The sequence below is a fragment of the Kitasatospora sp. NPDC058032 genome, assembly GCF_042885845.1.
Classification (GTDB): Bacteria; Actinomycetota; Actinomycetes; order Streptomycetales; family Streptomycetaceae; genus Kitasatospora.
This window is the reverse complement of record NZ_JBHVRK010000006.1, coordinates 121,797-148,004: the sequence shown is the minus strand read 5'-3', so window position 1 is coordinate 148,004 and position 26,208 is coordinate 121,797. Positions and strand designations below refer to the sequence as shown.

General features: G+C 73.9%; 21 protein-coding genes. 8 read left to right on the top strand and 13 right to left on the bottom strand.

Features of this window, described 5'->3' with window-relative positions:
• Window positions 1–24: 24 nt before the first annotated feature.
• The 3 genes from ACFVUH_RS12810 to ACFVUH_RS12800 form a co-directional block, all read right to left on the bottom strand.
• Window positions 25–1,065: a hypothetical protein gene (locus tag ACFVUH_RS12810; protein ID WP_387912958.1), complete on the bottom strand. Its 1,041-nt coding sequence runs from the start codon at window positions 1,063–1,065 to the stop codon at window positions 25–27.
• Entirely contained in the window at window positions 1,065–1,580 is a 516-nt protein-coding gene (locus ACFVUH_RS12805; protein WP_387913179.1) for an RNA polymerase sigma factor, read from the bottom strand. The genes ACFVUH_RS12810 and ACFVUH_RS12805 overlap by 1 nt, the downstream gene beginning before the upstream one ends.
• A 659-nt stretch (window positions 1,581–2,239) precedes the next feature.
• Window positions 2,240–2,848 carry a helix-turn-helix domain-containing protein gene (locus ACFVUH_RS12800; RefSeq protein WP_387912957.1) on the bottom strand — a complete coding sequence of 203 codons (609 nt, stop codon included), beginning with the start codon at window positions 2,846–2,848 and terminating at the stop codon, window positions 2,240–2,242.
• Between the two features lie 143 nt (window positions 2,849–2,991).
• On the opposite strand from ACFVUH_RS12800, the gene ACFVUH_RS12795 reads away from it, so the two are divergent.
• The 3 genes from ACFVUH_RS12795 (at window position 2,992) to secD (ending at window position 7,276) form a co-directional block, all read left to right on the top strand.
• Window positions 2,992–3,981 (top strand): alpha/beta hydrolase, encoded by a 990-nt coding sequence (locus ACFVUH_RS12795; protein WP_387912956.1) that lies wholly within the window; start codon window positions 2,992–2,994, stop codon window positions 3,979–3,981.
• A gap of 389 nt (window positions 3,982–4,370) precedes the next feature.
• Complete coding sequence (locus tag ACFVUH_RS12790) at window positions 4,371–4,775, top strand: hypothetical protein (protein ID WP_387912954.1); 405 nt, start codon at window positions 4,371–4,373, stop codon at window positions 4,773–4,775.
• Between the two features lie 149 nt (window positions 4,776–4,924).
• Window positions 4,925–7,276 (top strand): protein translocase subunit SecD, encoded by a 2,352-nt coding sequence (secD, locus tag ACFVUH_RS12785; protein WP_355361513.1) that lies wholly within the window; start codon window positions 4,925–4,927, stop codon window positions 7,274–7,276.
• A 289-nt stretch (window positions 7,277–7,565) separates the two neighbouring features.
• Here the strand turns inward: secD and ACFVUH_RS12780 are convergent, their stop codons facing one another.
• The 4 genes from ACFVUH_RS12780 to ACFVUH_RS12765 form a co-directional block, all read right to left on the bottom strand.
• Window positions 7,566–8,498, bottom strand: a complete 933-nt coding sequence (locus ACFVUH_RS12780) for an alpha/beta fold hydrolase (RefSeq protein WP_387912952.1) — start codon at window positions 8,496–8,498, stop codon at window positions 7,566–7,568.
• Window positions 8,499–8,615: 117 nt separating this feature from the next.
• Complete coding sequence (locus ACFVUH_RS12775; RefSeq protein WP_387912951.1) at window positions 8,616–9,530, bottom strand: DUF2797 domain-containing protein; 915 nt, start codon at window positions 9,528–9,530, stop codon at window positions 8,616–8,618.
• 180 nt (window positions 9,531–9,710) lie between these two features.
• Window positions 9,711–10,298, bottom strand: coding sequence for a rhodanese-like domain-containing protein (locus ACFVUH_RS12770; RefSeq protein ID WP_387912949.1), 588 nt, complete (start codon window positions 10,296–10,298; stop codon window positions 9,711–9,713).
• Between the two features lie 46 nt (window positions 10,299–10,344).
• A complete protein-coding gene (locus tag ACFVUH_RS12765; protein ID WP_387912948.1) occupies window positions 10,345–11,121 on the bottom strand; it encodes a TSUP family transporter in 777 nt (258 codons plus the stop codon).
• A gap of 337 nt (window positions 11,122–11,458) precedes the next feature.
• Between ACFVUH_RS12765 and ACFVUH_RS12760 the strand changes: the two genes are divergently transcribed.
• The 4 genes from ACFVUH_RS12760 (at window position 11,459) to ACFVUH_RS12745 (ending at window position 18,049) form a co-directional block, all read left to right on the top strand.
• Window positions 11,459–12,193 carry a hypothetical protein gene (locus ACFVUH_RS12760; RefSeq protein WP_387912946.1) on the top strand — a complete coding sequence of 245 codons (735 nt, stop codon included), beginning with the start codon at window positions 11,459–11,461 and terminating at the stop codon, window positions 12,191–12,193.
• Between the two features lie 142 nt (window positions 12,194–12,335).
• Window positions 12,336–14,492 carry a restriction endonuclease gene (locus tag ACFVUH_RS12755; protein ID WP_387912944.1) on the top strand — a complete coding sequence of 719 codons (2,157 nt, stop codon included), beginning with the start codon at window positions 12,336–12,338 and terminating at the stop codon, window positions 14,490–14,492.
• Between the two features lie 181 nt (window positions 14,493–14,673).
• The gene (locus ACFVUH_RS12750) at window positions 14,674–15,444 is read left to right on the top strand and encodes an ABC transporter ATP-binding protein (RefSeq protein WP_387912942.1); all 771 of its coding nucleotides are present in this window, start codon (window positions 14,674–14,676) and stop codon (window positions 15,442–15,444) included.
• Between the two features lie 46 nt (window positions 15,445–15,490).
• The gene (locus ACFVUH_RS12745; RefSeq protein WP_387912940.1) at window positions 15,491–18,049 is read left to right on the top strand and encodes an ABC transporter permease; all 2,559 of its coding nucleotides are present in this window, start codon (window positions 15,491–15,493) and stop codon (window positions 18,047–18,049) included.
• Window positions 18,050–18,138: 89 nt separating this feature from the next.
• On the opposite strand, the gene ACFVUH_RS12740 is transcribed toward ACFVUH_RS12745, so the two are convergent.
• From ACFVUH_RS12740 to ACFVUH_RS12715, 6 genes are all read right to left on the bottom strand, one after another.
• Entirely contained in the window at window positions 18,139–18,786 is a 648-nt protein-coding gene (locus ACFVUH_RS12740; protein ID WP_355375981.1) for an HNH endonuclease family protein, read from the bottom strand.
• A gap of 250 nt (window positions 18,787–19,036) precedes the next feature.
• Window positions 19,037–19,888, bottom strand: coding sequence for an iron uptake transporter permease EfeU (gene efeU, locus ACFVUH_RS12735; RefSeq protein ID WP_387912938.1), 852 nt, complete (start codon window positions 19,886–19,888; stop codon window positions 19,037–19,039).
• 64 nt (window positions 19,889–19,952) lie between these two features.
• Window positions 19,953–21,275, bottom strand: a complete 1,323-nt coding sequence (gene efeB / locus ACFVUH_RS12730) for an iron uptake transporter deferrochelatase/peroxidase subunit (RefSeq protein WP_387912936.1) — start codon at window positions 21,273–21,275, stop codon at window positions 19,953–19,955.
• A gap of 133 nt (window positions 21,276–21,408) precedes the next feature.
• Complete coding sequence (efeO, locus tag ACFVUH_RS12725; RefSeq protein WP_355375972.1) at window positions 21,409–22,548, bottom strand: iron uptake system protein EfeO; 1,140 nt, start codon at window positions 22,546–22,548, stop codon at window positions 21,409–21,411.
• A 331-nt stretch (window positions 22,549–22,879) separates the two neighbouring features.
• On the bottom strand, window positions 22,880–23,785 hold the full coding sequence (locus ACFVUH_RS12720; RefSeq protein WP_387912934.1) for an ABC transporter ATP-binding protein: 906 nt from the start codon (window positions 23,783–23,785) through the stop codon (window positions 22,880–22,882).
• 200 nt (window positions 23,786–23,985) lie between these two features.
• On the bottom strand, window positions 23,986–24,423 hold the full coding sequence (locus ACFVUH_RS12715; RefSeq protein ID WP_387912932.1) for a GNAT family N-acetyltransferase: 438 nt from the start codon (window positions 24,421–24,423) through the stop codon (window positions 23,986–23,988).
• A 163-nt stretch (window positions 24,424–24,586) separates the two neighbouring features.
• Between ACFVUH_RS12715 and ACFVUH_RS12710 the strand changes: the two genes are divergently transcribed.
• Window positions 24,587–26,182 (top strand): M4 family metallopeptidase, encoded by a 1,596-nt coding sequence (locus ACFVUH_RS12710; protein ID WP_355375964.1) that lies wholly within the window; start codon window positions 24,587–24,589, stop codon window positions 26,180–26,182.
• Window positions 26,183–26,208: the final 26 nt, after the last annotated feature.

The following is a 26,208-nucleotide window of genomic DNA, read 5'->3' as shown; positions in this document are numbered from 1 at the left end:
GGCCCGGTCTTCCGGCACGCGCGGTCAGACCCTTGTCACATCGCGCGTCCCGGTTCCCGGCCGGATGATGTAGATCCCGGACCCGGGCAGCGTCTCGCGCGAATCCTCCCGGAGCCGGTCGACGCTGATCTCGGCCGGCCATCGCGTGCGGAACTCCGACCAGCGCACTCCTGCGAGGTCGACCCTGGTGAGGTCGGCGGTGCTCAGATCGGCCGTGGTGAAATCGTCCAGGACTTCGGAGAGAAATTCCAGGTCGAGGGTTTCCGGTTCACCGATCCCGAGCAGTTCCCCGACCTGAACGGCCAGCGCCCGCGTGAGATACTCCACCTCCCGCACGGCGCGGGCCAGATCGCCGCCGCGCACCGCGTACATGAACACCTGGCAGGCCCGCAGGAACTCCGCAACAGCCGGGTGGCCGGCGCTTCTTACACGCTGGTCGATCGCCGCCGCCATTTCCCGGACGAGGATCTGCCCGATGGCTCCCGCTTGGTCGATCGCGGGGTAGTGGGACTCCAGCAGCGCGACGATCTCGTGCGCCATGTCCCGCAGTTCCCACGCGAGAGCAGCCCGGCCGTCCAGCTCGTGGGCGATTCCCCGGGCGATGCCCTGGGCGACGAACGCGGCCCTCTTCAACGGCATCCGGTGGTACCGGCCGAAGCCGAGACCGTAGGTGAGATCCTGCGCCAGCACCACCGTGCGAATGAGCAGGTCGGCGAGGATCGCCGAGGTGACCAGCGGATGCTCCCGGAGCACGAGCCGCTGCTCGGGGTCGATCAGCTCGAACCGCTGGTGCATCAGACCGACGTCGTAGAGGGGCGCGGCGGCCTCCTCGAAGTCGGTCCTGGCGGCGCTCCGGAAGGTGATGGACGCGAGCCCGGCTTCGACGTCCAGCACTGCGTCCAGGCTTTCGGTGAGGTTCTTGTGCTGGGCGCAGATCATCACCTCACGCAGCCCTGCCTCCACGTCGAGATGATCGCCCAGCCCGTCCAGGAAGGTTTTCTGCAGATCCTCGAGCCGGCCCGAGGACTCACGGTTCGGGCGTCCAGGGGCAGACTTCTCGCCCATCACTCCCCCTCCCTCTCGGTCATCTTTCTGGAGACGGTCAGGCGCGCTTTGAACAGGCTTGCCCTGACTGCCGCCGGTTTCATTCCCAACTCGGCCGCAATTTCCGTCGGGGAATATTCGTCCAGCGTCCAGGCCATGACCTGACGCTGACGGGGAGGCAGACTGCTCAGCAGATTCAGAATGTCCTGCTGCCGCTCCCATTCCATCGCCTCGTCCGGCGCCGGCAACAATGAGGTCGGCTCGAAATCGAGGTCCTCGATGCTTTCCTCGACGCGACTGAAGGCGCGCACCAGCTCGCGGGACGCGACCCTGCGGCACCACGCTTCCGGCGACTGGATGCGGTCCCACCGCCCGTAGGCCTTGACCATCGTGTCCTGGGCCAGCTCCGCGGCCAGGGGTGCCGGAGCCCCCTGCCACATCAGGAACGCCACCAGTCTGCGGAGGCACGTACGGTAGAAGTACGCAAACTCCTCGCTCCGGGGGCTTGTTCCGCTACCGCTGTCGGGGGCCGGCAGACGTCCGAGGGACGCCGCGGAGACGGCCTCCCCGTCTGGGCCGGTTTCACTCATGTGCGCCGCGACCCCGCTTCTCCTGCGCCACCGGCCGCCCCGGACCGTCGCCGTCGGCGTCGTCGTCGGCCTCGCACATGCGAAGCGCGAGGACGACAACAACAGGAGGGGGCGGGGAGGACCGGGGACCGCTCCGCCGACGTGGCCACAACTGCCCCACGAGGGTGATCGACGCCCCCACCAACCCCAGCACTGCCACCACGACCGAGCCCGTGACGGGATCCACCAGCACTCCTCCGCTGCCGTTCAACACTTCTACAACTAAGAGTCCAGGGAAGGCAGAAGCGTTAACCAGTCGGAGGATCCCTTTTTGCTCCGGTCGACCTGGCGCAGCGGTGCGGCCGGTCCGACGAGGACGGAACACTGTCCGCCGGGCCGTCCCTCGCCCGCCGGCGGCACCGGCGTCAGCCCACGACGCAGCCTCACGGCGGTTCGGGAGGTGCGGAACGCCGGGGGGACAGTGGGCACTTGAGGCCCGAGGCATGCCGGAGGCCGTTGCGGTGACGGTTTCCTTCACCGATGGCGAACACCGGACACACGAGGTGTTCAACCGCTCCGCAACACGCTCGGCCCTGCTGGCAGGGGCCCGGATGCAGTGCTCCGCCCTACCGGGCCCCACGGCCGAGGGCCGGAGTGCGCGACCGTAGGCGCTCCCCCTGCGGCCCGAACATGATCAGGTACTCGACCGGTCCGCCGGGTCCGGCGTTCGCGACTCCGTGGGCGGTGCGGGTGTCGAACTCGGCCACCTCCCCGGCGCTCAGGACGAGGTCCTGCTCACCGAGCGCCAGCCACAGCCGTCCGTACAGGACGCACAGCCATTCGTACCCGTCGTGGGAGACCTGCCGCGGCCGGGCCGGCGGGGCGTCGACGGCGGGCAGGACGTGCTTGTGGGCGTGCAGGCCTCCCACATACCGGGTCAACGGCAGCACCACCTTGTCGCCTCCGGCGCGCTGCGGCACCGGGATGCGCGGTCCTCCTTCGGGGACGGGTGCGATGCCGGCCAGCTCGTCCAGGGAGCTGCCGTACGCCTTCGCGAGCCGCAGCAGCACCTCCAGGGTCGGCTTGCGCCGACCGGTCTCGATCCGCGACAGCGTGCTGAGCGAGATGCCGGTCGCGCGGCTCACGTCGGTGAGCGTGGCGCCGCGCTGCTCGCGCGCGGTCCGCAGCCGAGGGCCCATGGCCGCCGGCGTGTCGGCCGTGCCGTCGTCCGTCACCGTCGCCCCGCTCCCTCCGGCCGTGCCGCCTCCACCGCCCTGTCCTGCCAGTTTGCCAGAATGGCAAGGATGCTCGCATCGGGTGACTGCCGCCCCGCAGGATCGGTGGGCAACCGCGGCCACCCGTGCACCGAGGAGAAGCCATGCACCAGCCCGCATCGTCCGCCGACCTGCGCCACCGCACCGTCGAGGCCCCCGCCGGGCGCCTGCACCTGGTCGAACAGGGCACCGGACCGCTGGTCCTCCTCGTCCACGGCTTCCCCGAGTCCTGGTACTCCTGGCGCCGCCAGCTCCCGGCCCTCGCCACGGCGGGGTACCGGACGGTGGCGCTCGACGTGCGCGGCTACGGCCGCTCCTCCAGGCCGGCCGCGACGGACGCCTACCGGATGCTCGACCTGGTGGCGGACAACGTCGCGCTGGTGCGCGCCCTGGGCGAGGAGCAGGCGGTGGTCGTCGGGCACGACTGGGGCTCCGGCATCGCGGCGGCCTCCGCCCTGCTCCACCCCGAGGTCTTCCGCGCCGTCGGACTCCTGAGCGTCCCCTACGCGCCGCCCGGCGGCCCCCGCCCCACCGACGTCTTCGCGCGGATGGGCGGCGACCAGGAGTTCTACGTCTCGTACTTCCAGGAACCCGGCCGGGCCGAAGCGGAGATGGAGCCCGACCTCCGGGGCTGGCTCGCCGGCTTCTACGCGGCCATGTCCGCCGACACCATGCCCACCCGTGGCGAGCCCGACCCCCACTTCGTGACCCGCGCCGGCGGCCGGCTGCGCGACCGCTTCCCCGGCGGCAGGCTGCCCGCCTGGCTGACCGAGGACGACCTCGACGTGTACGCCGGGGAGTTCGAGCGCACCGGCATGACCGGCGCCCTCAACCGCTACCGCGCCATGGACCGCGACTGGGAGGACCTCGCCGAGCACCGCGGCGCCCCGATCGAGCAGCCGTCCCTGTTCATCGGCGGTGCCCTGGACGCCTCCACCACATGGATGGCCGACGCGATCGACGCCTTCCCGGCCACCCTCCCCGGCCTGACCTCCACCCACATCCTGGACGGCTGCGGGCACTGGATCCAGCAGGAGCGCCCCGAGGAGGTGAACCGCCTGCTGACCTCCTGGCTCGCCTCCCTCCGGCGCTGAACCGTCTTCCCGTCACGATCGGTCAGCACCGGGAGGAGCAACCCGGCCTCCTCGGCAACGGCCCCGGGCGGTACGGCGGTAGCGGCCGGAGCGGAGCACTGCGTCGTGGGCGAGTTCGGCCTCGGCGTCGACCGGCGGCCAGCGACCAGCGACCGGCGGGCCAGCCGTGCGAGGGCGTCCGCCCGGCAGTGCCGACGGCGTCCCGGACGGTCCGCAGATCGGCTCCGCGGACGTCCCCGCGGCCGACGCCGGCGCCCGCCGGACCGTGACCCCGGACCCGGCCGGTCCGCTTTGCGGCCCGCACCTCCCCGCACGGCGGTGGCGTCGCCTAGAGTGAGAGGTTCTTGCGGGCGGGGCCGGGTGACGGCGTGAGCGGGGAGGGGGCCGGAGTGGAGCGACGTGTGCGTCGGGCCGCGGCGGCCGCGCTGTCCTGCGCGTTCCTCGCGGTCTGGGCCGTCTGCCAGGTCCTCCTCGGTACGGCGGCGGGCGCGGCGCAGCCGGCGTCCGACGCGCCGCCGGCCGTCGCCGCCGTGCGGCTCGGCCCGTCGGGTGCGGAGGTGCGGCGCGCCGCGGACCGTCCCGGCTTCGACGTCGCCCTGCGGCGGACGACCGCCGCCGAGCCCGGCGTCCGGCTGCCCGTGTTTCCGCCGGTCGCGCTCCCGCCCGCCCGGACGGACGTCCCCCGGCCCCGGTCCGGGGTGTACGCGCCGGGGCCGCGCCAGGAGCGGGCGCCGCCGCCCGGCCACTACGACCCCCGCCACACCCGCGGTCCCCCCTCCACCCGGTCCAGCTGACGTTCCACCGCGCCCGCCGACCCCGGGTGCCGCGGCCTGCCCGCGGCCCGGGGCGTTCCCGGCGGTGCGCCGTTCCCTTGCGTCCGCCCGTCCCGGGTGCGGCGTCCCCCGCGGACGCCCGGCTCCCGCGGACCGCCCGTGGAGTACCCATGTCTACTCGCCGTGCCACGTTCTGGCGCGCGCTCGTCGCGCTCGCCGTCGTCGGTGTCTCGCTCTACGTCGCCCTGACCACCCCGCCCCGTCTCGGTCTCGACCTGCGCGGCGGCACCCGGATCGTCCTGGAGACCCAGGACTCGCCCACCGTCCGCGCCGACGCGGACGCCACCGACCGGGCGCTGGAGGTGCTGCGCCGCCGGGTCGACGGACTCGGCGTCGCCGAAGCTTCGCTCGCCCGTGCCGGGGAGCGGCGCATCGTCGTCGAACTCCCCGGCGTCCAGGACCCCCGCGAGGCCGCCGGGGTCATCGGCCGCACCGCCCAGCTCACCTTCCACCCCGTCACCGCGACCGCCGACGGCCCGGCCGGGCCCCCCGCGGCGGACGGCTCCCGGGTCCTCGCCGACCCCGGCCTGCCCGGCGGCCACCTGCGGCTGGGCCCGCCGGCGCTGACCGGTGACGGCGTCAAGGACGCCTCGGCCGTCCTCGACAGCCGGACGGGCCTCGGCTGGAGCATCGACCTCTCCTTCCGCGGCTCGGCCGGCGACGCCTGGGCCCGGCTCACCGGGGAGGCGGCGTGCGCCGCGCCGGGCGACCCCGCCCGCCGGGTCGCCATCGTGCTCGACGACCGCGTCCTGTCCGCCCCCGGCGTCCAGAACAGCGTGCCCTGCGGCCAGGGGATCACCGGCGGTTCGACCCAGATCACGGGTGGCTTCTCGGCCGAGGAGGCCCGCGATCTGGCGGCCCTGGTGAAGGGCGGTGCCCTGCCCGTCCCGGTGACGGTGATCGAGCAGAGCACCGTCGGCCCCACCCTCGGCGCCGAGGCGATCCGGGCCAGCGCCCTGGCCGCGGCCATCGGCCTGCTCTGCACCGCGGCCTTCATCATCGCGGTGTACCGCCTGCTCGGGGTGCTGGCCACCGTCGCGCTCGCCCTCTACGGACTGATCTCGTACGCCGCCGTGGTCGCGCTCGGCGCGACCCTCACCCTGCCCGGGCTGGCCGGCTTCGTGCTCGCCATCGGCATGGCGGTGGACGCCAACGTGCTGGTCTTCGAACGGGCCAGGGAGGAGTACACCGCGCCCCGGGCGGCCGGCCGCGGCAAGGAACGCGACCTGCGGCGCCCGCTGCGCGTCGGGTTCGCGAAGGCGTGGAGCGCGGTGGCCGACTCCAATGTGACGACGCTGCTCGCCGCCGGGCTGCTCTTCGTGTTCGCCACCGGCCCGGTCAAGGGCTTCGGGGTGACGCTCTCGATCGGCGTGCTGGCCTCGATGTTCTCGGCCATGCTGATCACCCGGCTGCTCGCCGAGTGGGCGGTGCGACGGCCGGCCGTCGCCCGGCGGCCCGCCCTGACCGGCATGGCCACCGTCGGCCGGCTCCGGACCCGGCTGACCCGGCGCCCGCCCCGGCTGATGCGCCACCGCCGGCGCTGGCTGGGCGCCTGCGCCGGCCTGCTGCTGCTCGCCCTGGCCGGGATCGGCGGGCGCGGCCTGGACTTCGGCGTCGAGTTCACCGGCGGCCGGGTGGCGCAGTACACCGCCGCGCAGCGGGTCGACGCGGACGCCGCCCGCGCGGCGGTGGTCGGCGCCGGATTCCCGCAGGCCGTGGTGCAGACCACCGGCGACACCGGCGTGTCCGTCCGTACCAAGGAGACCGGCGACGACCAGCAGCAGCGCATCCGGCAGGCGCTCACCGGCGTCACCGGCGAACTGTCCGTGGAGCGCGACGAGCTGATCGGCCCGAGCCTCGGCAGCGAACTGCGCGGCTACGCGCTGGCCGCGCTCGGGCTCGCGGTCGCCGCCCAGCTGCTCTACCTCACGATCCGCTTCCGGTGGACCTTCGCGGCCGCCGCGGTGATCGCGATGACGCAGGACCTGCTGCTCGTCCTCGGCCTCTTCGCCTGGCTGGGCAAGCCGGTGGACAGCGTCTTCCTCGCCGCGCTGCTCACCATCGTCGGGTACTCGGTCAACGACACGGTGGTGGTCCTGGACCGGCTGCGCGAGCTGCGCCGCACCGGGACGAAGGCGAGCTGGGCGGACCTCGCGGACCGCGCCGTGGCGCAGACCCTCCCCCGGACGGTGAACACCGGCATGGGGGCGCTGTTCGTCCTGGTGGCCCTGGCGGTGCTCGGCGGCGACTCGCTCGCCGACTTCTCGGTGGCGCTGCTGGCCGGGATCCTGGTGGGCACGGCGTCGACGGTGTTCACCGCGATGCCGGTGGTCGTGCTGCTCCAGGGACGGTTCCCGGACCGGCCGCGGGAAGGCCGGCAGGCCCGGACGACGCGGGAAGCACGGACGCCGCACACCGTCGGCGCGGCACGGGAGCGCGACCACAACGGGGCGGTGGTCTGAGCGGCGCTCGATCCGATCCCGGAGTTCGGTCGGGGAGCGTGCTGCAGCTGATCCGGGACGGCTTCGTCCACCGCGCGGGGGACGCCTCCGCGCGGTGGGCGAGGGCCGCCTTCAACGGGACGGGACAGCCTGCGTGACCCCCACCGCGCGCGGCTCGGCCTGGACGCGGCGGGCGACGGTGTTGACGTCGCGTGGTCGGCGAGTGCGGGGACCCGGCGGGGGTCGGGAGAGGCGGTCGACGGGCTGCTGCTCGCGGTCCACGCGGGCGAGGGCGTGCCACGGCCCTGGTTCAGGCGGCCACCGTGTCCGCGGTGTCGGCGAGGAAGCGGGCGAGGTGGTCGGCGACGGCCTCCGGGGCGTCCTCCGGGCTGTAGTGGCCGACGCCCGGGAGTTCGACCACCCGACCGGTGGGGAAGGCCTCCCGGAACAGCGGCAGGAAGTGGCGGGCGTTCAGCGTCCGGTCGGCGGTGCCCCACAGGGCCAGCGCCGGGACGGCCGCCAGCGCGGCGCGGGCCGCCGCGTCGGGCTGCTCGAAGCGGTGGGCGCCGGTGGCGAAGCCCTTCGCCCAGCCGATCGCGCCGATGCTCTCGGCCGCGTTCGGGAACGGCGCCCCGTACGCGCGCAGCCAGGTGTCGGTGGCGAGGGCGGGGTTCTCGAAGCCGTTGAGCCTGAGTGTGCCGAGGATGGTGACGTCGAGGGAGCCGAGCACCGGGTCCAGCGTGCCGTCGGCGTGCGCCCGGGCGATCCAGCGGAACCACGGGGAGTCGGCGGCGTTGGCGGTCAGCGCGTCACCGAGGCCGGGCTGCCCGAACGGGGTGGGCCCGTTGACACCGACCACCCGGGCGATCAGCTCGGGCCGGCGGGCCGCGAGGCCCATGCCGACCGGCCCGCCGAAGTCGTGCCCGACGAGGGTGATCCCGCGCAGACCGAGGTCCAGGACGAACGCCTCCACGTTGTCGACGTGGTCCTGCAGCCAGTAGGTGCGGCCGGCGGGCGTCGCGCTCTTGCCGAACCCCATGTGGTCCGGGACGACGACCCGGTGGGCGGGCGCGAGGCGGCGCACGACGCCCCGGAAGAGGTAGCCCCAGGTGGGCTCGCCGTGCAGGCAGAGGACGACCGGGCCGGTGCCCTCGTCGACGTAGTGCATCGGGAAGCCCGGCGCGGTGCTGAAGTGCGGGCGGTAGGGGAAGGTGCCGTCGAAGGTCTCGTGGGCGGCGATCATGGCGGGCCTCTCGCGCGGGCGGCAGAAAGCCAGGCGGTAGCGAAGTGCAACCAGGCAGGGCTGAGCCTAGGCGCGCCGGTTTCTATACGCAACCACCGAGGTCGAGCGCCCGCCGGCTCAGAAGAGCACCTCCTGGGTGTCCGGCTCGGCGGGGCGGACCCGCTCGCTCAGCGTCAGGCCCGAGGACGGCCGCCCGGCCGCCGGGGCGAGCGTCCAGCCGGTCAGCAGCCGGGTGTCCAGGAGCAGCGGCGCGGCGCCGTCCGGCTGGTCGAGCAGCAGGTGCCGGCCGATCGGCGGGCGCAGCCGCCCGGTCAGCACCGCGCCGTCCGCCAGTCCCTCGACCGCGCGGTACACGGCGGGGGCACCGCCGGTCAGCCCGAAGACCCCGACGTGGTCGGTGACCGGGTGGTCCGCCAGCAGTTCGACGCCGTGCCCGCGCAGCAGCTCGTGCGCCCGGGCCCGGGCGTCGGTGAGCAGGGCGCGGCGGTGGTCGGCATCACCGTGCTCCCACCAGTGGTCCACCTTCACCCGGCTCTTGAACCGCTCCCGGGCCAACCCCGAGGCGGCCACGGTCAGTTCGGCCCGGCGGACGGCGGGCAGCGCGCCCCGGGCGGCGAACGTCCAGGCGAGCGCGCCCTGTTCGAGCAGTCGGCTGGTGCCGCGCTGCTCGGCGGTCAGCCCGACCTTGAGCAGCCCCTCGCCGAACCAGGCGAGGTACAGCCGGTAGGTGCGGCCGTCGTCGAGGATCTGGTCCCGGGCCAGCGCCAGCCCGCGGTCCACGCTCTGGCAGGAGGCGCACTGCACGGCGGCGCCGTCCGGCGCGATCACGGAGTGGTGCGGGCAGGGCGTGCGCTCGTCCTGCCCCTCCAGCCACGCCCCGATGCAGCGGCGCGGGCCGCCGACCAGCCAGCCGACCTCCACCCCGGGCACCGCCTCGCGCTCGTGCACCCGCCGCCCGTGCACCGCGCTCAGCACGGCCCGCCCGTCCCGCCACCCCAACCCGGTGGACACCCAGCCGCCCGCCACGCTCACCCGCCACCTCGCCGCACACCGTCCGAACCCCCGAGGCTACCCTCGGCCACCGACAGCCGGGAAAGTCCCGCTTCCGGCGGCGGGTGGGGGTGGGTGCGCGGGCCGGGCAGGCCGGGAATGGCTCCGCCGCCGACGCGGGTCGGCGGCGGAGCGGAGCGCGGGTGCGGAGCGCGGGTGCGGTCAGTGGGCCTCGGCGAGGGTGGCGAGGGTGGCTTCGAGGTCCGCGGCCTGGCCGGGGCGGGGGCGGTTGTACGGCAGGCGGGAGAGCAGCGAGCCCATCGCGCAGGTGTTGGTCACGGCCGAGAAGACCAGGCCCGCGCCGACCGCCGCCGAGACCCAGCGGGCCCCAGGGCGGACGAGGTCGACGACCACGCCGGCCAGCACCAGCCCGCCGGCCGCGAAGCGGACCTGCCGGTCCATCGCCCAGGGTGCCCGCGCCGGGGCGCCCTCGGGCCGCTGCACCTCGTGTCCGGCGGCTGCCCAGGCGCTGGTGCCGCCGACCAGCGTGGCGGCGGGGATGCCGGCCGCGGCCAGCGCCTCGCAGGCCCGGCCCGAGCGGTTGCCGGAGGCGCAGACGACGAGGAGTTCGCCGCGCGCGGCGACCGTGCGCAGGGCCGGGAGGGCGAGGTCGAGCCGGTCGAGCGGGATGTTCAGGGCGCCGGGGACGTGACCGGCGGCGTACTCGCCCGGGCTGCGGACGTCGACGACGGTGAGGGCGGCGAGGCGGGGGTGCGCCTGGGCCGGGGTGAGCTCGGTGAGGGCGGCCATGGAGGCTCCTTGCGGTAGGGAAGAAGGGGAACGAGGTGGTCAGGGGTCAGAGCAGGGCGTCGGCGCCCATCACGGCGGCGACGCCGAGCAGCAGGGCGGCGAAGGTCCGCTGGAGGACGGCCCCGGAGAGGCGGGCGGCGAGCCGCTTGCCGTCCCAGGCGCCGAGTACCGCGGCGGCGGTGAACGGGGCGATCACCGCCCAGTCGAGTCCGGCCGCGCCGCCACCGCGGGTGACGAGCGAGGCGGAGGCGTTGACGGCGATCACCGGGAGGCTGGTGCCGACGGCGGCCTCCATCGAGAGCCCGACCGCGCCGACCAGCGCCGGCACGGCCAGGAAGCCGCCGCCCACGCCGAGCAGGCCGGTCAGCGCGCCGAGTCCGGCCCCGGAGGCGGCCGCCCGCCCGGGGCGGGCACCGGCGGGCACCGGTGCGTCGGCCGCAGCCGGTCCGTCGGCCGACGCCGGGCGGGGCGGGCGCAGCATGCGGACGGCGGCGAGCGCGGCGACCAGGGCGAAGGCCGCGGTGAGCAGGCTCTGCGGCAGCCTGGCGGCGGCGGCGCCGGTGAGGGCGGCGGGCAGCAGGCCGGCGGCGGCGAAGGCGAGGGCGGTTCGCCAGCGGATGGTGCCGGCCCGCATGTGGGCGACGATCGCGGAGATCGAGGTGGCGAGCACGATCAGCAGGGCGGCGGTGGTGGCGGCGGCCGGGGAGAGTCCGAGCAGGTAGATCAGCGCGGGGACGGCCAGGATGCCGCCGCCTCCGCCGAGCCCGCCGAGGACCAGTCCGACGACCGCTCCGGCGGCGAGTGCCAGCAGCAGGGTGGTCATCGGCACCACCCCGGGAGGTGGGGGCGGGCCGGGCGGGGGTCGGCCGGTATGCGGGCGGCCGGGGCGGGGCGGTGGTGGTGCATGGTGGTGCTCCTGCAGGGGGGGGTGGTGCCGTGCCGGGAGGGCGGTCAGGCGGTGAGGACGGTGGGGCCGGCCCCGACGGCGGAGGTGAAGGTGTCGTGGCCCTCGATCTCCGGGGTGTCGACGAAGAACACGTGCCTCTCCTTCTCTGGGCTTTTTACCCCCAGGGGTATCCACCGGGCACTGTCGACTGTAGCAGAGATACCCCCAGGGGCATCGCTGGGCAAAGCCCGCCCGACCGGCTACCGTCCTGCGCATGACCAGCACGGACCCCACCTCGCCGCCCGGCGACCCGACCCCCGACGACCTGGCCGCCATACTCCGGCTCGCCGTGGACACCCTGCGCGCGGCCCCCGCCGGCGCCGGCTGGTCCCGCCCGGCCGGCGGCGTCGACTGGGACTGCTGGACCACCGTCGAACACCTCGCGGACGACCTGCTCGCCTACGCCGCCCAGCTCGGCCCGGCCGAGCCGCCCCGCGACCGGTACGTGCCCTTCGTCGCCCGGCGCCCCTTCCCCGGAGGGCCGAACAGCTTCGCCTTCGCCCGCCGCGAGGACGGCCCGGACGGCCTGCTGGAGGTCCTGGAGGCGAGCGGCGGGCTGATGGTCGCGATCGCCCGGGCCAGGACCCCCGAGGTCCGCGCCTTCCATCCCTGGGGGCTCGCCGACCCGGCGGGGTTCGTCGCGATGAGCCTGGTGGAGACGCTGGTGCACGTGCACGACGTCGCCGAGGGCCTCGGACTGCCCTGGCAGCCGCCGGCCGACGTCTGCCGCCGTACCCTCGCCCGGCTCTTCCCCGACGTGACGCCCGGCGCGATGCCGGACCCGGCACCGGACGCGGAACCGGACGCGACATCCGACCCCGCTCCCGACCCCGCCGCCCCCTGGCCGACCCTGCTCTGGGCCACCGGCCGCGCCGCGGCGCCCGGCCGCCCGCGCCGCACCGAGTGGCGCTGGTACGCGGACGTGCGGGAGCCGGCCACCGCCCCCTGACGCCCGTTCACCCCCCGCCGACGCCGCAGGTCGCCGGGGCTTTGCGCGCGCCCCCGGTACACGTTCTATTGTGGCGGGCGCGGCGGCGGCGCGGCCGGGAGGCGGGCGCCGCGGCGGACCGGCGTGGAACGAAGGGGTGGACGTGGCGGGGCGGCGGAACAACGGGGTGCTGGCGGTCTGGGCGGAGACGCAGCGACAGGAGCAGCGCCGGGAGGAGGCCCGGTGGCGCGCCCAGGCCGCCGAGCAGAACCGGCGGGAGCGGGAGCAGCGCGAGGCCCAGAAGGCCGCGGCCCGCACCGAGCGCGAGGCGCAGAAGGCGTACCAGCAGGACCGGGAGGCCCAGGCGGCCCGGCGGACGGCCGAACTGGACGCCCGGGTGGAGGAGTTGCGCGGTCTGCTGACGACCGGCGCGGGCGCCGCGGCGTTCCGGGCGCAGAGCCTGCTGGCCCCGCGCCCGGTGCCGCCGTTCGAGCCGGGCCGGCTCGGCGAGCCGGTGCCGATGCCGGACCAGGCCCGCTACCAGGTGCCGCCGCCCGACCCGGTGCAGGCCCGCAACCCCGGGGTGTGGCAGCAGTACGAGCAGTACGTGGCGCAGGCGCGGGCCCGGTTCGAGCAGGACTGGTACGCGGCGCAGGCGGCGGAGGCGGACCGGCAGCGGCGGTTGGCCGAGTACCACGGGCAGTACCTGGAGTGGGTGGCCCGGTTCCGCCGGGAGGACGAGCAACGGGCCGCCCGGACCGAGGAGTTGCTGCGCCGGCTGCGGTCCGGCGAGGCGGAGGCGGTGCAGGAGTACTTCACCGCGGTGCTGTACGCCTCGGCGGGCTGGCCGGAGGGTTTCCCGCGACAGCTGGTGGCGGCCTGGGAGGCGTCCGGCCGCCAGCTGGTGGTGAACTGGGAGCTGCCGGGCCCGGACGTCGTCCCGGCGACCGCCCGGGTGCGGTACGTGAAGTCCGACGACCGGGAGGCCGAGGTGGCCCGCCCGGCGACGGAGCGCAAGGCGCTGTACCGGGAGGTGCTGGCGCAGACCGCGCTGCGGGTGGTGGCCGAGCTGTACCGGGCGGACGGGGACGGACTGCTGGCCTCGGTCGTGCTGAACGGCTTCGTGCGCGGCATCGACCCGGCGACCGGCCGGGAGGCGGAGCGGTTCCTCACCACGGTGACGGTCGACCGGGGCGAGTTCGCCGGGCTGGCGCTGGACCGGGTGGCGGCCGTGGAGTGCTTCCAGGGCCTGGGCGGCGTGCTGTCGGCGCGCCCCGAGCGGCTGGACGAGGTGCGGCCGGACCGGCTGCCGGAGACGGTCGGCGGCAGTGTGGCCGGACAGGGCGGCGAGGACGACCCGGACCTCTTCGAGATGGACCCGATCGAGTTCGAGGAGCTGATCGCCGAGCTGTTCCGGCTGCGCGGCTTCCGGGTGATGACCACGGCGCGCAGCGGTGACGTCGGCGTGGACGTGGTCGCCGAGGACCTCGATCCGGTGACCGGCGGACGGATCGTCATCCAGGCCAAGCGCTACCGCTCGACGGTCTCCCCCACCGCGGTGCGCGACCTCGACTCGACGGTGCGCCACCACGGCGCGATCAAGGGCATCCTGGTGACCACCGCGGGTTTCGGGCCGGGTTCCTACGAGTACATCCGCAACAAGCCGCTGAGCCTGGTGAGCGGGCCGGAGCTGGTGGAGCTGCTGGCGGAGCAGGGCCTGCGCGGGCGCCTGGGCGAGCGGACGAACGGCGCCGGCCACCGCGTACCGGCGGCCTCGTCCGCCGGGAACCCGACCGAGCAGCGCGCGACCAGCACGCTGGCGCTGTCCTGGCGCAGCCGTACGGCCGGCGGGGACGCCGTCGAGCTGGACGTCTCGGCGTTCCTGTGCGCGAACGGCCGGGTGCTGGACGACGAGCACTTCGTATTCTTCAACAACCCGCAGGACCCGGCCGGCGCGGTGCGGCTGCACCCCACCCGCTCGGTGCCGGGTGAGCCGGTGCGCCGCGCCGAGCTCACCCTGGAGCCGGGGCGGCTGGCGCCGGGCGTGGACGAGGTGGTGGTGGCGGTGTCCACCGAGGAGGAGGAGCCGCCGGTGCTGCCGCTCGGCTATGTGCACGGGCTGACGGTGGCGGGCGTGTTCGGCCCGGACACCGACGGTCCCGCCGAGTGGGCGGCCGAGACCGGCGGGGTGTCGCAGCGCGCGATGGTCCTCGGCTCCTTCCAACGGCGCGGCGGCGTCTGGCGGTTCACGCCGGGCGGGACGCCGGTGGAGGACGGGCTGGCCGGGCTCGCGGTGCGCTGGGGCGTCGCGATCGAGTAGTCGCCGCACAGCATCTCAGGGTCGGAGGTCATACCTGAGGAGGAGGAGCACCCCCGCCGAACCGCCGGTACGGCGGGGGGAGCCCGTACCCGGGGGCGACAAAACGGACGTGGGCCGCTTGAAAGAATGTAAAGGGAAGGCAATCTTCCGATTCTTTGACCCGCACCTCCAGGGAGCCCTCGTGACGATGTCCGCAACCGCCGTCCGTACCGGCCGGGCGGCCGCCCGCGCCACCGGCCTGTACAAGGTCTACGGGGAGGGCGAGACCCGCGTCGTCGCCCTCGACAACGTCAGCGTCACCTTCCCCCAGGGCGAGTTCACCGCGATCATGGGCCCCTCCGGCTCCGGCAAGTCCACCCTCATGCACTGCATGGCCGGCCTGGACACCGTCTCCTCCGGCTCCTCCACCATCGGCGACACCGAACTCGTCGGCCTCAAGGACAAGCAGCTCACCCAGCTGCGCCGCGACCACATCGGCTTCATCTTCCAGGCCTTCAACCTGCTGCCCACCCTCACCGCCCTGGAGAACATCACCCTCCCGATGGACATCGCCGGCCGCAAGGCCGACAAGCAGTGGCTCGACCGGGTCGTCGAGACCGTCGGCCTCTCCGGCCGCCTCTCGCACCGCCCCAGCCAGCTCTCCGGCGGCCAGCAGCAGCGCGTCGCCTGCGCCCGCGCCCTCGCCGGAAAGCCCGACATCATCTTCGCCGACGAACCGACCGGCAACCTCGACTCCCGCTCCGGCGCCGAGATCCTCTCCTTCCTGCGCAACTCCGTGCGCGAACTCGGCCAGACCGTCGTCATGGTCACCCACGACCCCGTCGCCGCCTCCTACGCCGACCGCGTCGTCTTCCTCGCCGACGGCCGCATCGTCGACGAACTGGCGAACCCCACCGCCGACACCGTCCTGGACCGCATGCGCCGCTTCGACGCCAAGGGCCGCACCAGCTGACGCCCCGCGTCCGCCACCCGACCCTCCGCACACTCCAGGACACCCCATGTACCGCACCGCACTGCGCAATGTGCTGGCCCACAAGGGCCGACTGCTGATGACGGCGCTCGCCGTCCTCCTCGGCACCGCCTTCGTGGCCGGCACCCTCGTCTTCACCGACACCTTCGGCAACGCCATGCGCTCCCAGAGCGCCAAGAGCTACTCCGACATCGCCGTCACCGTCAACGACCGCGCCGCGGTCAGCAAGGGCTACGACCACGGCGCCAAGGCCTCCGACGGCCCCTCCCTCACCGAGGACACCCGCACGGCGATCGCCGCGCTGCCCGGCGCCGCCGAGGCCCGCGGCGTGGTCAGCGGCTTCGCCGGGATCGCCGACCGCAAGGGCGCGCTGATCGGCAACGGCTTCTCCACGACCGGCACCAACTACGTCCCGGGCGCCGACGGCACCGACCCCCGCTTCCCGCTGGTCGACGGCCGGGGCCCGCGCACCGCCGGCGAGGTGGCCCTGGACGCCAAGACCGCCGAGAAGGGCGGCTACAAGGTCGGCGACACCGTGCGCGTCGCCGTCAACGGCCCGGTCATGGAGCTGAAGCTCACCGGCACCGTGACCACCAACGACCCGCGGGTGATCTCCGGCGGCTCGCTCGCCGCCTTCGACACCGCCACCGCGCAGCAGCTCTACCTCGCACCGGGCCGGTTCGCCGAGATCGACGTCAAGGGCAAGCCGGGCGCGGACGACACCGCGCTGCTCGCCGCCGTCAAGCAGGCCCTGCCCTCCTCCGAGGACGTCGAGGCCCGCACCGGACGCGAGCTGGCCGACGAGCAGGACCGGATGATCGAGGCCGGCACCAAGGGCATGTCCACCGCGCTGCTGGTGTTCGCCGCCATCGCGCTCTTCGTCGGCATCTTCATCATCGCCAACACCTTCACCATGCTCGTCGCCCAGCGCACCAAGGAACTCGCCCTGCTGCGCGCCGTCGGTGCCAGCCGCAAGCAGATCACCCTCTCCGTCCTGGCCGAGGCCCTGCTGGTCGGCCTGACCGCCTCGCTCGGCGGTCTGCTCGCCGGCATCGGCATCGCCGCCGGCCTGCAGGCCGTGATCGGCTCGCTGGACACCGTCATGCCCACCGGCCCGCTGGTGATCGCCCCGTCCACGGTGATCGCCTCGCTCCTCGTCGGCACCCTGGTCACCGTGCTGGCCGCCTGGCTGCCCTCGCTGCGCGCCTCCCGGATCGCCCCGATCGCCGCGATGAGCTCGGCCGAGCAGCCCGCCACCCAGAAGTCCCTGCTGGTGCGGAACATCATCGGTCTGTTCTTCGCCGCGATCGGCGTCGCCGGACTGCTCGGCGGCGCCGCCGCCAAGTCGGTCAACGTGGTGGGCCTCGGCTCGGGCGCGCTGATGATCGGCGTCTTCGTGCTCACCCCGCTGCTGTCCCGCCCGGTGATCGCGCTGTTCGCCCCGGTGCTGCGCAAGCTGTTCGGCACGCCCGGCAAGCTGGCCCGCGAGAACGCCGTGCGCAACCCGCGCCGCACCGCCGCCACCGCCTCCGCGCTCACCATCGGCGTCACCCTGATCACCGCGCTGACCGTGGTCGGCGCCTCGGTGAACAAGGCCGTCGACGAGGCCACCGCGAGCGACCTCAAGGCCGACTACGCGGTCGCCATGGAGAACTTCTCCATGCTCTCCCCCGAGGTCGCCGACCAGATCGTCAAGGTCCCCGGCGTCACCGCGACGAGCGTCCTGCGCGAGGTCTCCGTGAAGGCCGTCGCCGACGGCGACACCTCCCTGCTCACCGCCGTCGACGCCGCGACCTTCGACCAGCTGGTCGACCTCAAGGTCACCGCCGGTGCGGCCGACGCCCTCAAGCAGGGCAAGCTGATCTCCACCACCGGCTATGCCGAGCGCAACGACCTCACGGTCGGCTCGACCCTCGACATCACCTACCCCGACGGCGCCCGCGGCACCCTGACCGTCGGCGCCCTGATCGAGAGCAACAGCCTGGTCGCCGGGCTGGTCGCTCCGAACCAGCTGGTCGGCCCGCACGCCGCCGCCGGCTCCGGCCTGGAGAAGGTCCTGGTCAAGGGCTCCGACGGCGCGACCCCCGAGCTGAAGCAGGCGCTGCGCGACGCGACCGGCGGCAACCCGCTGATCACCGTCAAGGGCGAGAAGGACATCAAGGCCGAGAACAGCCAGATGGTGACGGCCGTGCTGAACATCATGTACGGACTGCTGGGCATGTCCGTGGTGGTCGCGGTCCTGGGCGTCATCAACACCATGGCGATGTCGGTCTTCGAGCGCCGCCGGGAGATCGGCATGCTGCGGGCGGTCGGCCTCGACCGGCGTGGCATCAGCCGGATGGTCCGGCTGGAGTCGCTGATGATCGCGCTGTTCGGCGGTGTGGTGGGCGTGCTCCTGGGCATCGTCACCGCGTGGGCCGGCACCCGGACCCTGGCGGACACGTTCAAGAACATCACCATGGTGGTGCCGCCGGGGAAGATCGCCTTCTTCCTGGCCGCCGCCGCGGTGATCGGCCTGCTGGCCGCGCTCTGGCCGGCCCGCCGGGCCGCCCGGATGGACATCCTGGGCGCGATCAAGAGCCAGTAGCGCCCGCCCCGCCCCGTCACACCGCACCGCCCGCCGGGATCGCTCCCGGCGGGCGGTGCTGCCGTTCCAGGCCGTGGACGAACGTTTCCTCAGCAGCCGTTGAGGATCGAGGAGAGGGCGCTCTTCTCCGCGCTGTCGACGGAGAGGCCGTAGTAGTACTTCACCTGCACCCAGGCGCGGGCGTAGGTGCAGCGGTACGAGGCCTGCGGCAGCCAGTTGGCCGGGTCCTGGTCGCCCTTGGAGCGGTTGGAGCTCGCGGAGACGGCGACCAGCTGCGGGCGGGTCAGGTCGTTGGCGAAGGCCTGGCGCTGGGCGGTGGTCCAGGCCCAGGCGCCGGAGCGCCAGGCCTCGGCGAGCGGCACCAGGTGGTCGATGTCGAAGCTCGACGCGCCGGTGGTGGTCACGTTGTCGTAGACCGAGACCCAGCTGCCGCTGACGGCGGCGCAGTTGGCGTCGGTGACGACGTTGCTGCCGTCGCGCTTGAGGACCGTCTCGCGGGTGTTGCAGGTGCCGGAGATGGTGATCCAGTGCGGGAAGAGCGCCCGGTCGTAGGTGGTGGTGTGGGACTCGGCGGCCACCGCGATCGCGGCGAGGTAACCGCGGGCGGTGGCGGCGGAGATCGGCGTCGGCAGGGCGGCCTGGGCGGTGCCCGCGCCGGTCAGCAGGGTGGTGAGGGCGAGCAGCAGGGCGCCGAAGGCGGCGGCCAGGGCACGGCGGGGCGCGGCTATCGCGGACATCGCGGACATGCGGGGACTCCTGGGTCGAGGAGGGCAGGGGAAAGCCCCCGGGCGGGAACCGGCCCGGGCTGCCCACCAGGATGGGGGCGCAAGGGTTTACGCGGGTAGATCCAGGAGGTGAACTTTTTGACCAGCTGTCAGGTACAGCGGCTGCCGACACGCCGGGAACGCCGAACGCCCCGTCCGGCGGGTGGCCGGACGGGGCGTTCTGGGGTCCTGCGCGGGTGCGCCGATGGCGCGAACCGTTCGCTCAGGCGGCCGACTTGGCGGCACCCGGCTTCGGGGCGACCGGCTTGGCCGAGCCGCCGCCGAAGACCCCGAAGAAGAAGGCCAGCGTCGGCACCAGGTAGGCGAGCCAGACCACCAGCTGCAGGACCGTCGGGTCCGGCTGGAAGTTGAAGACGCCCTTGAGCAGGGTGCCGTACCAGCTGTCCTTGGGGATGGTGGAGGAGATGTCGAAGGCGAGGTTGTGCAGACCGCCGAGCCAGCCGGCCTCCTGGAGGTCGTGCACGCCGTAGGCGAGCACGCCGGCGGCGACCACGACCAGCATGGCGCCGGTCCAGGTGAAGAACTTGGCCAGGTTGATCTTCAGCGCGCCCCGGTAGAACAGCCAGCCCAGCACCACCGAGGTCAGCAGACCGAGCGCCGCACCGATGATCGGGTTGTAGCCGTCCGAGGTGGCCTGCACCGCGGTCCAGATGAACAGCGCGGTCTCCAGGCCCTCCCGGCCCACCGCCAGGAAGGCGGTGACCACCAGGGCGCCGGTGCCCATCGCGAGGGCGGCGTCCAGCTTGCCGTGCAGCTCGGTCTTCAGGTGCCGGGCGGTGCGGCGCATCCAGAACACCATCCAGGTGACCAGACCGACGGCGATGACCGACAGCGTGCCGCCGAGCGCCTCCTGGGCCTCGAAGCTGAGCTGGGTGGAGCCGAACTGCAGCACGGCGCCGAAGGCCAGGCTGAGCCCGACCGCCACGCCGATGCCAGCCCAGACCGGGGGCAGCCGGTCCTTGCGGCCGGTCTTGACCAGATAGGCGATGAGGATGCAGACGACCAGGCTGGCTTCGAGTCCTTCGCGCAGGCCGATCAGGTAGTTGGCGAACACGCTGGCTCCCTGGGAGGTGAAGAGGGTGATACGGGCGAGACGGGTGGGGGGTCGGCTCCGGGCCTCAGCCGAAGAGGGCCTGGCCCCACCACTCGCCGGGCTTTCGGACGCCCGCGGGGCAGGCGAAGTGGGCCGAACCGACGTGCTGGATGTACTCGTTCAGCGCGTCGGAGGCCGCCAGCCGCTGCTGGAGCGGGACGAACGCCTTGCGGGTGTCCCGCTGGTAGGCCAGGAAGAACAGGCCCGCGTCCAGCCGGCCGAGGCCGTCGGTGCCGTCGGTGAAGGAGAAGCCGCGGCGCAGGATCATCAGGCCGTTGTTGGAGTCCGGGTGGGCCAGCCGGACGTGCGCGTCCTGCGGCATGGCCTTGAGGTCCGGGGCGTCGTGCTCCTTGGCCCGCCCGTACGGAGCGCCCTCGCCCTTGGTGCGGCCGAAGACGTCCTCCTGCTCCTTGAGCGGGGCGCGGTCCCAGGTCTCGATGTGCATCCGGATCCGGCGGGCGACCAGGTAGGAACCGCCGGTCATCCACTCCGGGCCCTCGCCGGGGGCGGCCCAGACGTGGTCGGCCAGCTTGGCGGTGTCGGTGCCGGCGATGTTGTGGGTGCCGTCCTTGAACCCCATCATGTTGCGCGGGGTCTGGGCGTCCGGGGTGGTCGAGGAGGTCTTGCCGAACCCCAGCTGCGACCAGCGGATGTTGACGGTGCCCATGCCGATCCGGGCCAGGTTGCGGATCGCGTGCACGGCGACCTGGGGGTCGTCGGCGCAGGCCTGGACGCACAGGTCGCCGCCGCTGCGCTGCGGGTCGAGGTTGTCGCCCTTGAACTTGGGCAGGTCGATCAGGGCCTCGGGCCGCTTGGCCTGGAGGCCGAAGCGGTCCACGCCGTCCTTCTCGAACAGGCTCGGGCCGAAGCCGATGGTGAGGGTCAGCCGGGAGGCCGGCAGGCCCAGGGCCTCGCCGGTGTCGTCCGGCGGCGCCTCCGGCAGGCCGCTGGCCGCGCCGCTGCCGACCTCGCGGCCACCGGTCATCGCGGCGGCGGCCTTGGTCCACTCCTTCAGCATCTTGACCAGCGACTCGCGGGTGGCGGTCGCGGAGACGTCGAAGGCGGCGAAGTGCAGCCGGTCCTGGACGGGAGTGGCGATGCCGGACTGGTGGTCGCCGTAGAAGGGGATGTCGGCGGTGGCCGCGGCCGGGGCGGCCGGGCTGTCGTCGTCCTGGCGGGTCGCGGCGGCCACCGAGCCGACGCCGGCCGCGCCCAGCGCGACCCCGGCGCCGGCCCAGCCGATCACGGCGCGGCGGCTCACCGCGGTGCGGCTCGCGGGGGCGGTGTCGGCGGCGGTGGCGTCGTTGCCGGACGGCGTCCCGTTCTGCTGCTGGTTCTCGGCGTCCATCGGCGGGCGGGCCCTTCTCTGTGCTGGACTCACGGATGCCGTGGCGGCCACGGGGGCCGCCACGGCGGAGTGCGGGGGTGGTGCGCGGTGCGGTGCCCGGCGCGCGCCGCTGGCGGGCGCCGGGCGGCGGGTACTACTTCACGACCACCGCGGCAGCCAGCTTCGACAGCGGCTCGGCCAGCGCGTTGACGGCGTCGGAGAAGGTCTTGCGCTCGGTGTCGGTGACCTTGTCGTACGAGGTGTAGGTGCCGTCGGGCTGCTTGAACTTGGCGAGCAGGGTCTCGATGGCGGCGAACTCGGAGTCCAGCGTCTTGGCGAGCTCGGCGTCCTTCTCGGCGGCGACCGGCTTCAGCAGCTCGTAGGCCTTCTTGGCGCCCTCGACGTTGGCGACGAAGTCGGCCAGGTCGGTGTGGCTGTAGCGGTCCTCCTCGCCGGTGACCTTGTTGGTGGCGACCTCGTCCAGCAGCTCCTTGGCACCGTTGGCCATGCTGGTCGCGGTGATCTCCGCCTCCGGGATCTTCTTCTGCCAGTCCTTCAGGTCGGCGACCAGCTGGTCGGCGAGCTTCTTCTCGGCGTCACCGATGGTGCCGTCGGCCCACAGCGACTTCTCCAGCTTGTGCCAGCCGGTCCACTCCTGGCCCGGCTCCAGCTTGTCCTCGCGGGTGTCGGTCTTCGGGTCGACGTCACCGAAGCTCTCGGCGACCGGCTCGGTGCGCTCCCAGCCGGTCCGCGAGGGCGCGTAGAGGGACTTGGCCTTGGCCAGGTCGCCGGCGTTGATCGCGGCGGCGAAGGCCTCGACGGCCGGGATGGTGGCGTCCGCCTGCTCCTGGGCGTACTTGCGGTAGGCGTCGACGGCCGCGGTCAGCCGCGGGTCGGCCGGGGCGGCCGACCCGCCGTCACCGGTGACGGTGATCTTCTGGCGGATGCCGTCGCCGACCATGCCCGGCTTGCAGGCGACCTCGTAGGTGCCGGCCTTGATCTCGGCGTTGATGGTCGTCTTGGTGCCCGGGCCGATGTTCTCGCGCTCGGTGACGATCTTGTCGCCGGCCGCGTAGACGTAGACCTCGGTGACCTTCGAGCCCTTGTTGGAGATGTCGAACGCCACGTGACCGGCCGGGAAGCTGGTCTTCGAGAGCTCGCAGGCGCTGTCGGTGGCGTTCACCGCGACGGCGTCGGCCGCGGCCTTGTCGTCCTTCTTCGAGCAGCCGGCCAGTACGGCGGTCGCCACGGCGAGGGTGAGCAACGTGGCTGCGGTGGAACGACGGGCGGGCATGCGGGCTCCAGCGGTCGGGGCAGGGCGAATCAGGGCAGGGCTCAGCGCGGGCGACTGGGAGGGCGTGGTCCGCACCGTCCCCAGCCACTTAGCTAAGGCATACCTTAGGGATATCAGATTTTGCCGTCTACACCGGGGTCGGTCACGAAACGGTGCAGGTGGGAGCGGGCCGACGGAGCCCCGGCCGTCGACCCACGGACGATTTCCGGCCACCGGGGGCGCGCCGGGGCGTGGCCAATAGGGCAAAGAAGTGGTAAAGGGGCGCGCACCGGCGGTGCGCGCCCCCTCTCGAACCTCGCTCGGGCTCTGGAGCCTGCTCGGGTCCCGGGTCTCAGACCTCCGGGGTCCGACGGGCAGCGGCCCGGGCGGTCCAGCGACCCTCGTGCCGGGTGATCCGGATCGGGTGCCCGAAGGTGGCGCTCACCAGCTCGGTGGTCATCACTTCGTCCACCGGCCCGGCCGCGACCGTCTCCCCGCCGCGCAGCAGCAGCGCGTGCGTGGTGGACTCCGGCAGCTCCTCCAGGTGGTGGGTGACCAGCACGCTGGCCAGCTCCGGGTGCTGATGGCGCAGCAGGTCCAGGCTGTCGAGCAGCAGCTCGCGGGCGGTCAGGTCGAGCCCGGTGGCGGGCTCGTCGAGCAGCAGCAGCCGCGGGCTGGGCATCAGCGCGCGGGCGATCAGCGCCCGGCCCCGCTCCCCCTGCGAGAGCGTGGTCCACGCGGACTCCGCGGTCGCCGCCATGCCGAGGGTCTCGATCAGCCGCTCGGCCCGGTCCAGCTCCTCCGGGGCGGGCTTGCGGTGCAGGTCCGGCTCGATGGTGTTGGTCACGCCGGTGAGCACCACCTCGCGCACGGTCAGCGGTGAGCGCAGCGGGTGGCGCGGGTTGACGTGGCCGAGGTGGGCGCGCAGCTCGCGGATGTCGACCCGGCCGAGCCGACGGCCGAGCACGTCCACCTCGCCGCGGGTGGGGTGGGAGACCGCGCCGAGCAGGGCGAGCAGGGTGGACTTGCCGGCGCCGTTGGGGCCGAGCAGCGCCCAGTGCTCGCCGGGGCGGATGGCGAGGTCGATCCCGCGCAGCAGGTGGCGCCCGTCGCGGACGACGTCGACGGCCCGGGCGCGCAGCAGCGGCAGCGGGTCCACGTCGACGGCGGGGGACGCGGTGGCCGGGGCCGTGGCGGCGGCCGGACCCACGTCGGACGGGTCCGAGTCGGACGAGGTGCGCGGGTCGGACGTGCTCATGCGGGCGGGCCTCCTACGGGTCCGGTGCCGGGCAGGGTCACGGAGACGGCGCCGCACCGGAGACGGGCCGGCGCCGACCGTCCGCGTGCAGAGTACAACCGTTCGCCCGGACGGCGGTCCGGGCGTCCGAGCGGTGGACACCGGCCCGCCGCTCGGCGTCCGGGCGCCGCCGAGCCCCGGGCGTCCGAGCGGTGGGCCGTTCAGAGCGCGAGCAGCCCCGCGTCCGTGGGCCGGAAGCCACAGGCGTCGAGGTAGTAGCCGCGCAGGTGCGGCTCGAAATCGACGTGCAGCCAGTCACAGCCGGCCGCGCGGGCGTTCTCGGCGGCGACCGCGACCAGCCGGGTGCCGGTGCCGCCGCGCCGGACGGCCGGGTCGACGGCGGTGTCCAGCAGGAAGGCGTGGACGCCGCCGTCCCAGAGGACGTTGACGAAGCCGAGCAGCGGACCGTCCGGGGCCGGGCGGGCGCAGACCCAGCCGAGGCTGTGCCGCTCCAGCCGGACACGCCAGGGCGTGGGGGCGCCGTCGGCCCCGGACCCGCGGTGGCCGAAGGCGGCCGCATGCAGGGCATCGAGCTCACGGTCCGTGAACTCGCCCCGCCAGTGGAGGTCGAGGGGCGAGAGGGGCTGGGGGTTCGTCATGGCGCGAGCGTAGACGGACTGCTCACAGGCAGTCGCTCTTGATCAGTACAGGACACAACTTGGCAAAGTTCTGACGCCACCTCTAGCTCTGACTGACTGATCACCGTCAATCTCATCGCAGCCCTCATCCCCGCACCACGCAGCATCCCCGACTGGAGCCAGAGTGAGCCCCTCCTCCTCTTCTCGCCGCCGCCTCGCGGCCGGAGCCATAGCCGCCACCGCCGCCCTCGTCGCGGCCACCGTCACCGCCGGCACCGCCTCGGCCGCCCCCGCCGGCCGTGACGCCGCCATCGCGCAGGCCCGGGCCGACGTCGCCCGCAACGCCGCGGTCTTCGGCTTCGGCGACGGCCAGGACCTCGTCGTCAAGGACGTCGTGCTCGACGCCGACGGCAGCCGGCACGTCCGCTTCGACCGCACCTACCTCGGCCTGCCCGTGGTCGGCGGCGACCTGGTGGTCCACCAGGACGCCCGCGGCCGGCTCAAGGACTCCTCCCGCGCCGCCGCCCACGACGCCGCCGTGAAGACGATCGTCCCCAAGGTCCCCGCCCAGCTCACCGCCGGTCGCGCGCTGGCGGCAGCCCCCGGCATCGGCGACGCCAGCAGCAGCCCCGAGCTGGTCGTCTGGGCCGCCGACGGCACCCCGCGGCTGGCCTGGCGCACCACCGTCCAGGGCACCGGCGACCACGGGCAGCCCGCCGGCCGGGTCGTGGTCACCGACGCCGACAGCGGCGCGCAGATCGAGGCCTACGACTCCGAGCACCAGGCCTCCGGCACCGGCCACTCCGAGTACACCGGCGACATCACCATCGACACCACCGCCCAGAGCGGCGGCGGCTACGCGCTGATCGACCCGCTGCGCGGCCACACCACCAAGGACGCCCGCAACCTCTCCGCGAGCGCGATCAACGCCAACTCCGGCACCCTCTACACCGACGCCGACAACGTCTGGGGCGACGGGAAGAAGTTCTCCACCGACCGCGCCACCGCCGCCGTCGACGCCCACGCCAACACCGCCTGGACGTACGACTACTACAAGAACACCTTCAACCGCAGCGGCATCAAGAACGACGGCAAGGGCGCCACCGTCTTCGTGCACGTCGGCACCAAGTGGGACAACGCCCAGTGGTCCGACAGCTGCTTCTGCATGATGACCGGCGACGGCGACGGCGTCACCGACCCCGAGCAGGTCGACCTCGACACCATGGGCCACGAGATGACCCACGGCGTCACCAGCGCCACCGCCAACCTCCGCTACAGCGGCGAGTCCGGCGGCCTCAACGAGGCCACCTCGGACATCTTCGGCACCATGGTCGAGTGGTACGCCAACAACCCGGTCGACACCGGCGACTACCTGTTCAGCGACCAGTCCACCCCGCCCTGGCTGCGCCGCTTCGACAAGCCGTCCCTGGACGGCCGCTCCGCCGACTGCTGGAGCCGCAAGGTCGGCCAGCTCGACGTGCACAACTCCTCCGGCGTCGGCAACCACTGGTTCTACCTGGCCAGCGAGGGCAGCGGCGCCAAGACCGTCAACGGCGTCGGCTACAACAGCCCGACCTGCAACGGCTCGACGGTCGCCGGCATCGGCAACCAGAAGGTCGCGAAGATCTGGTACCGCGCGCTGACCGTCTACATGACGTCCACCACGGACTACAAGGGCGCGCGCACCGCGTCCCTGAACGCCGCCAAGGACCTCTACGGCGCCAACAGCACCGAGTACAACGCGGTCGCCGCCGCGTGGAGCGCCGTGTCGGTCTCCTGACGCCCGCTCCGCGCCGCGGCCCGTCG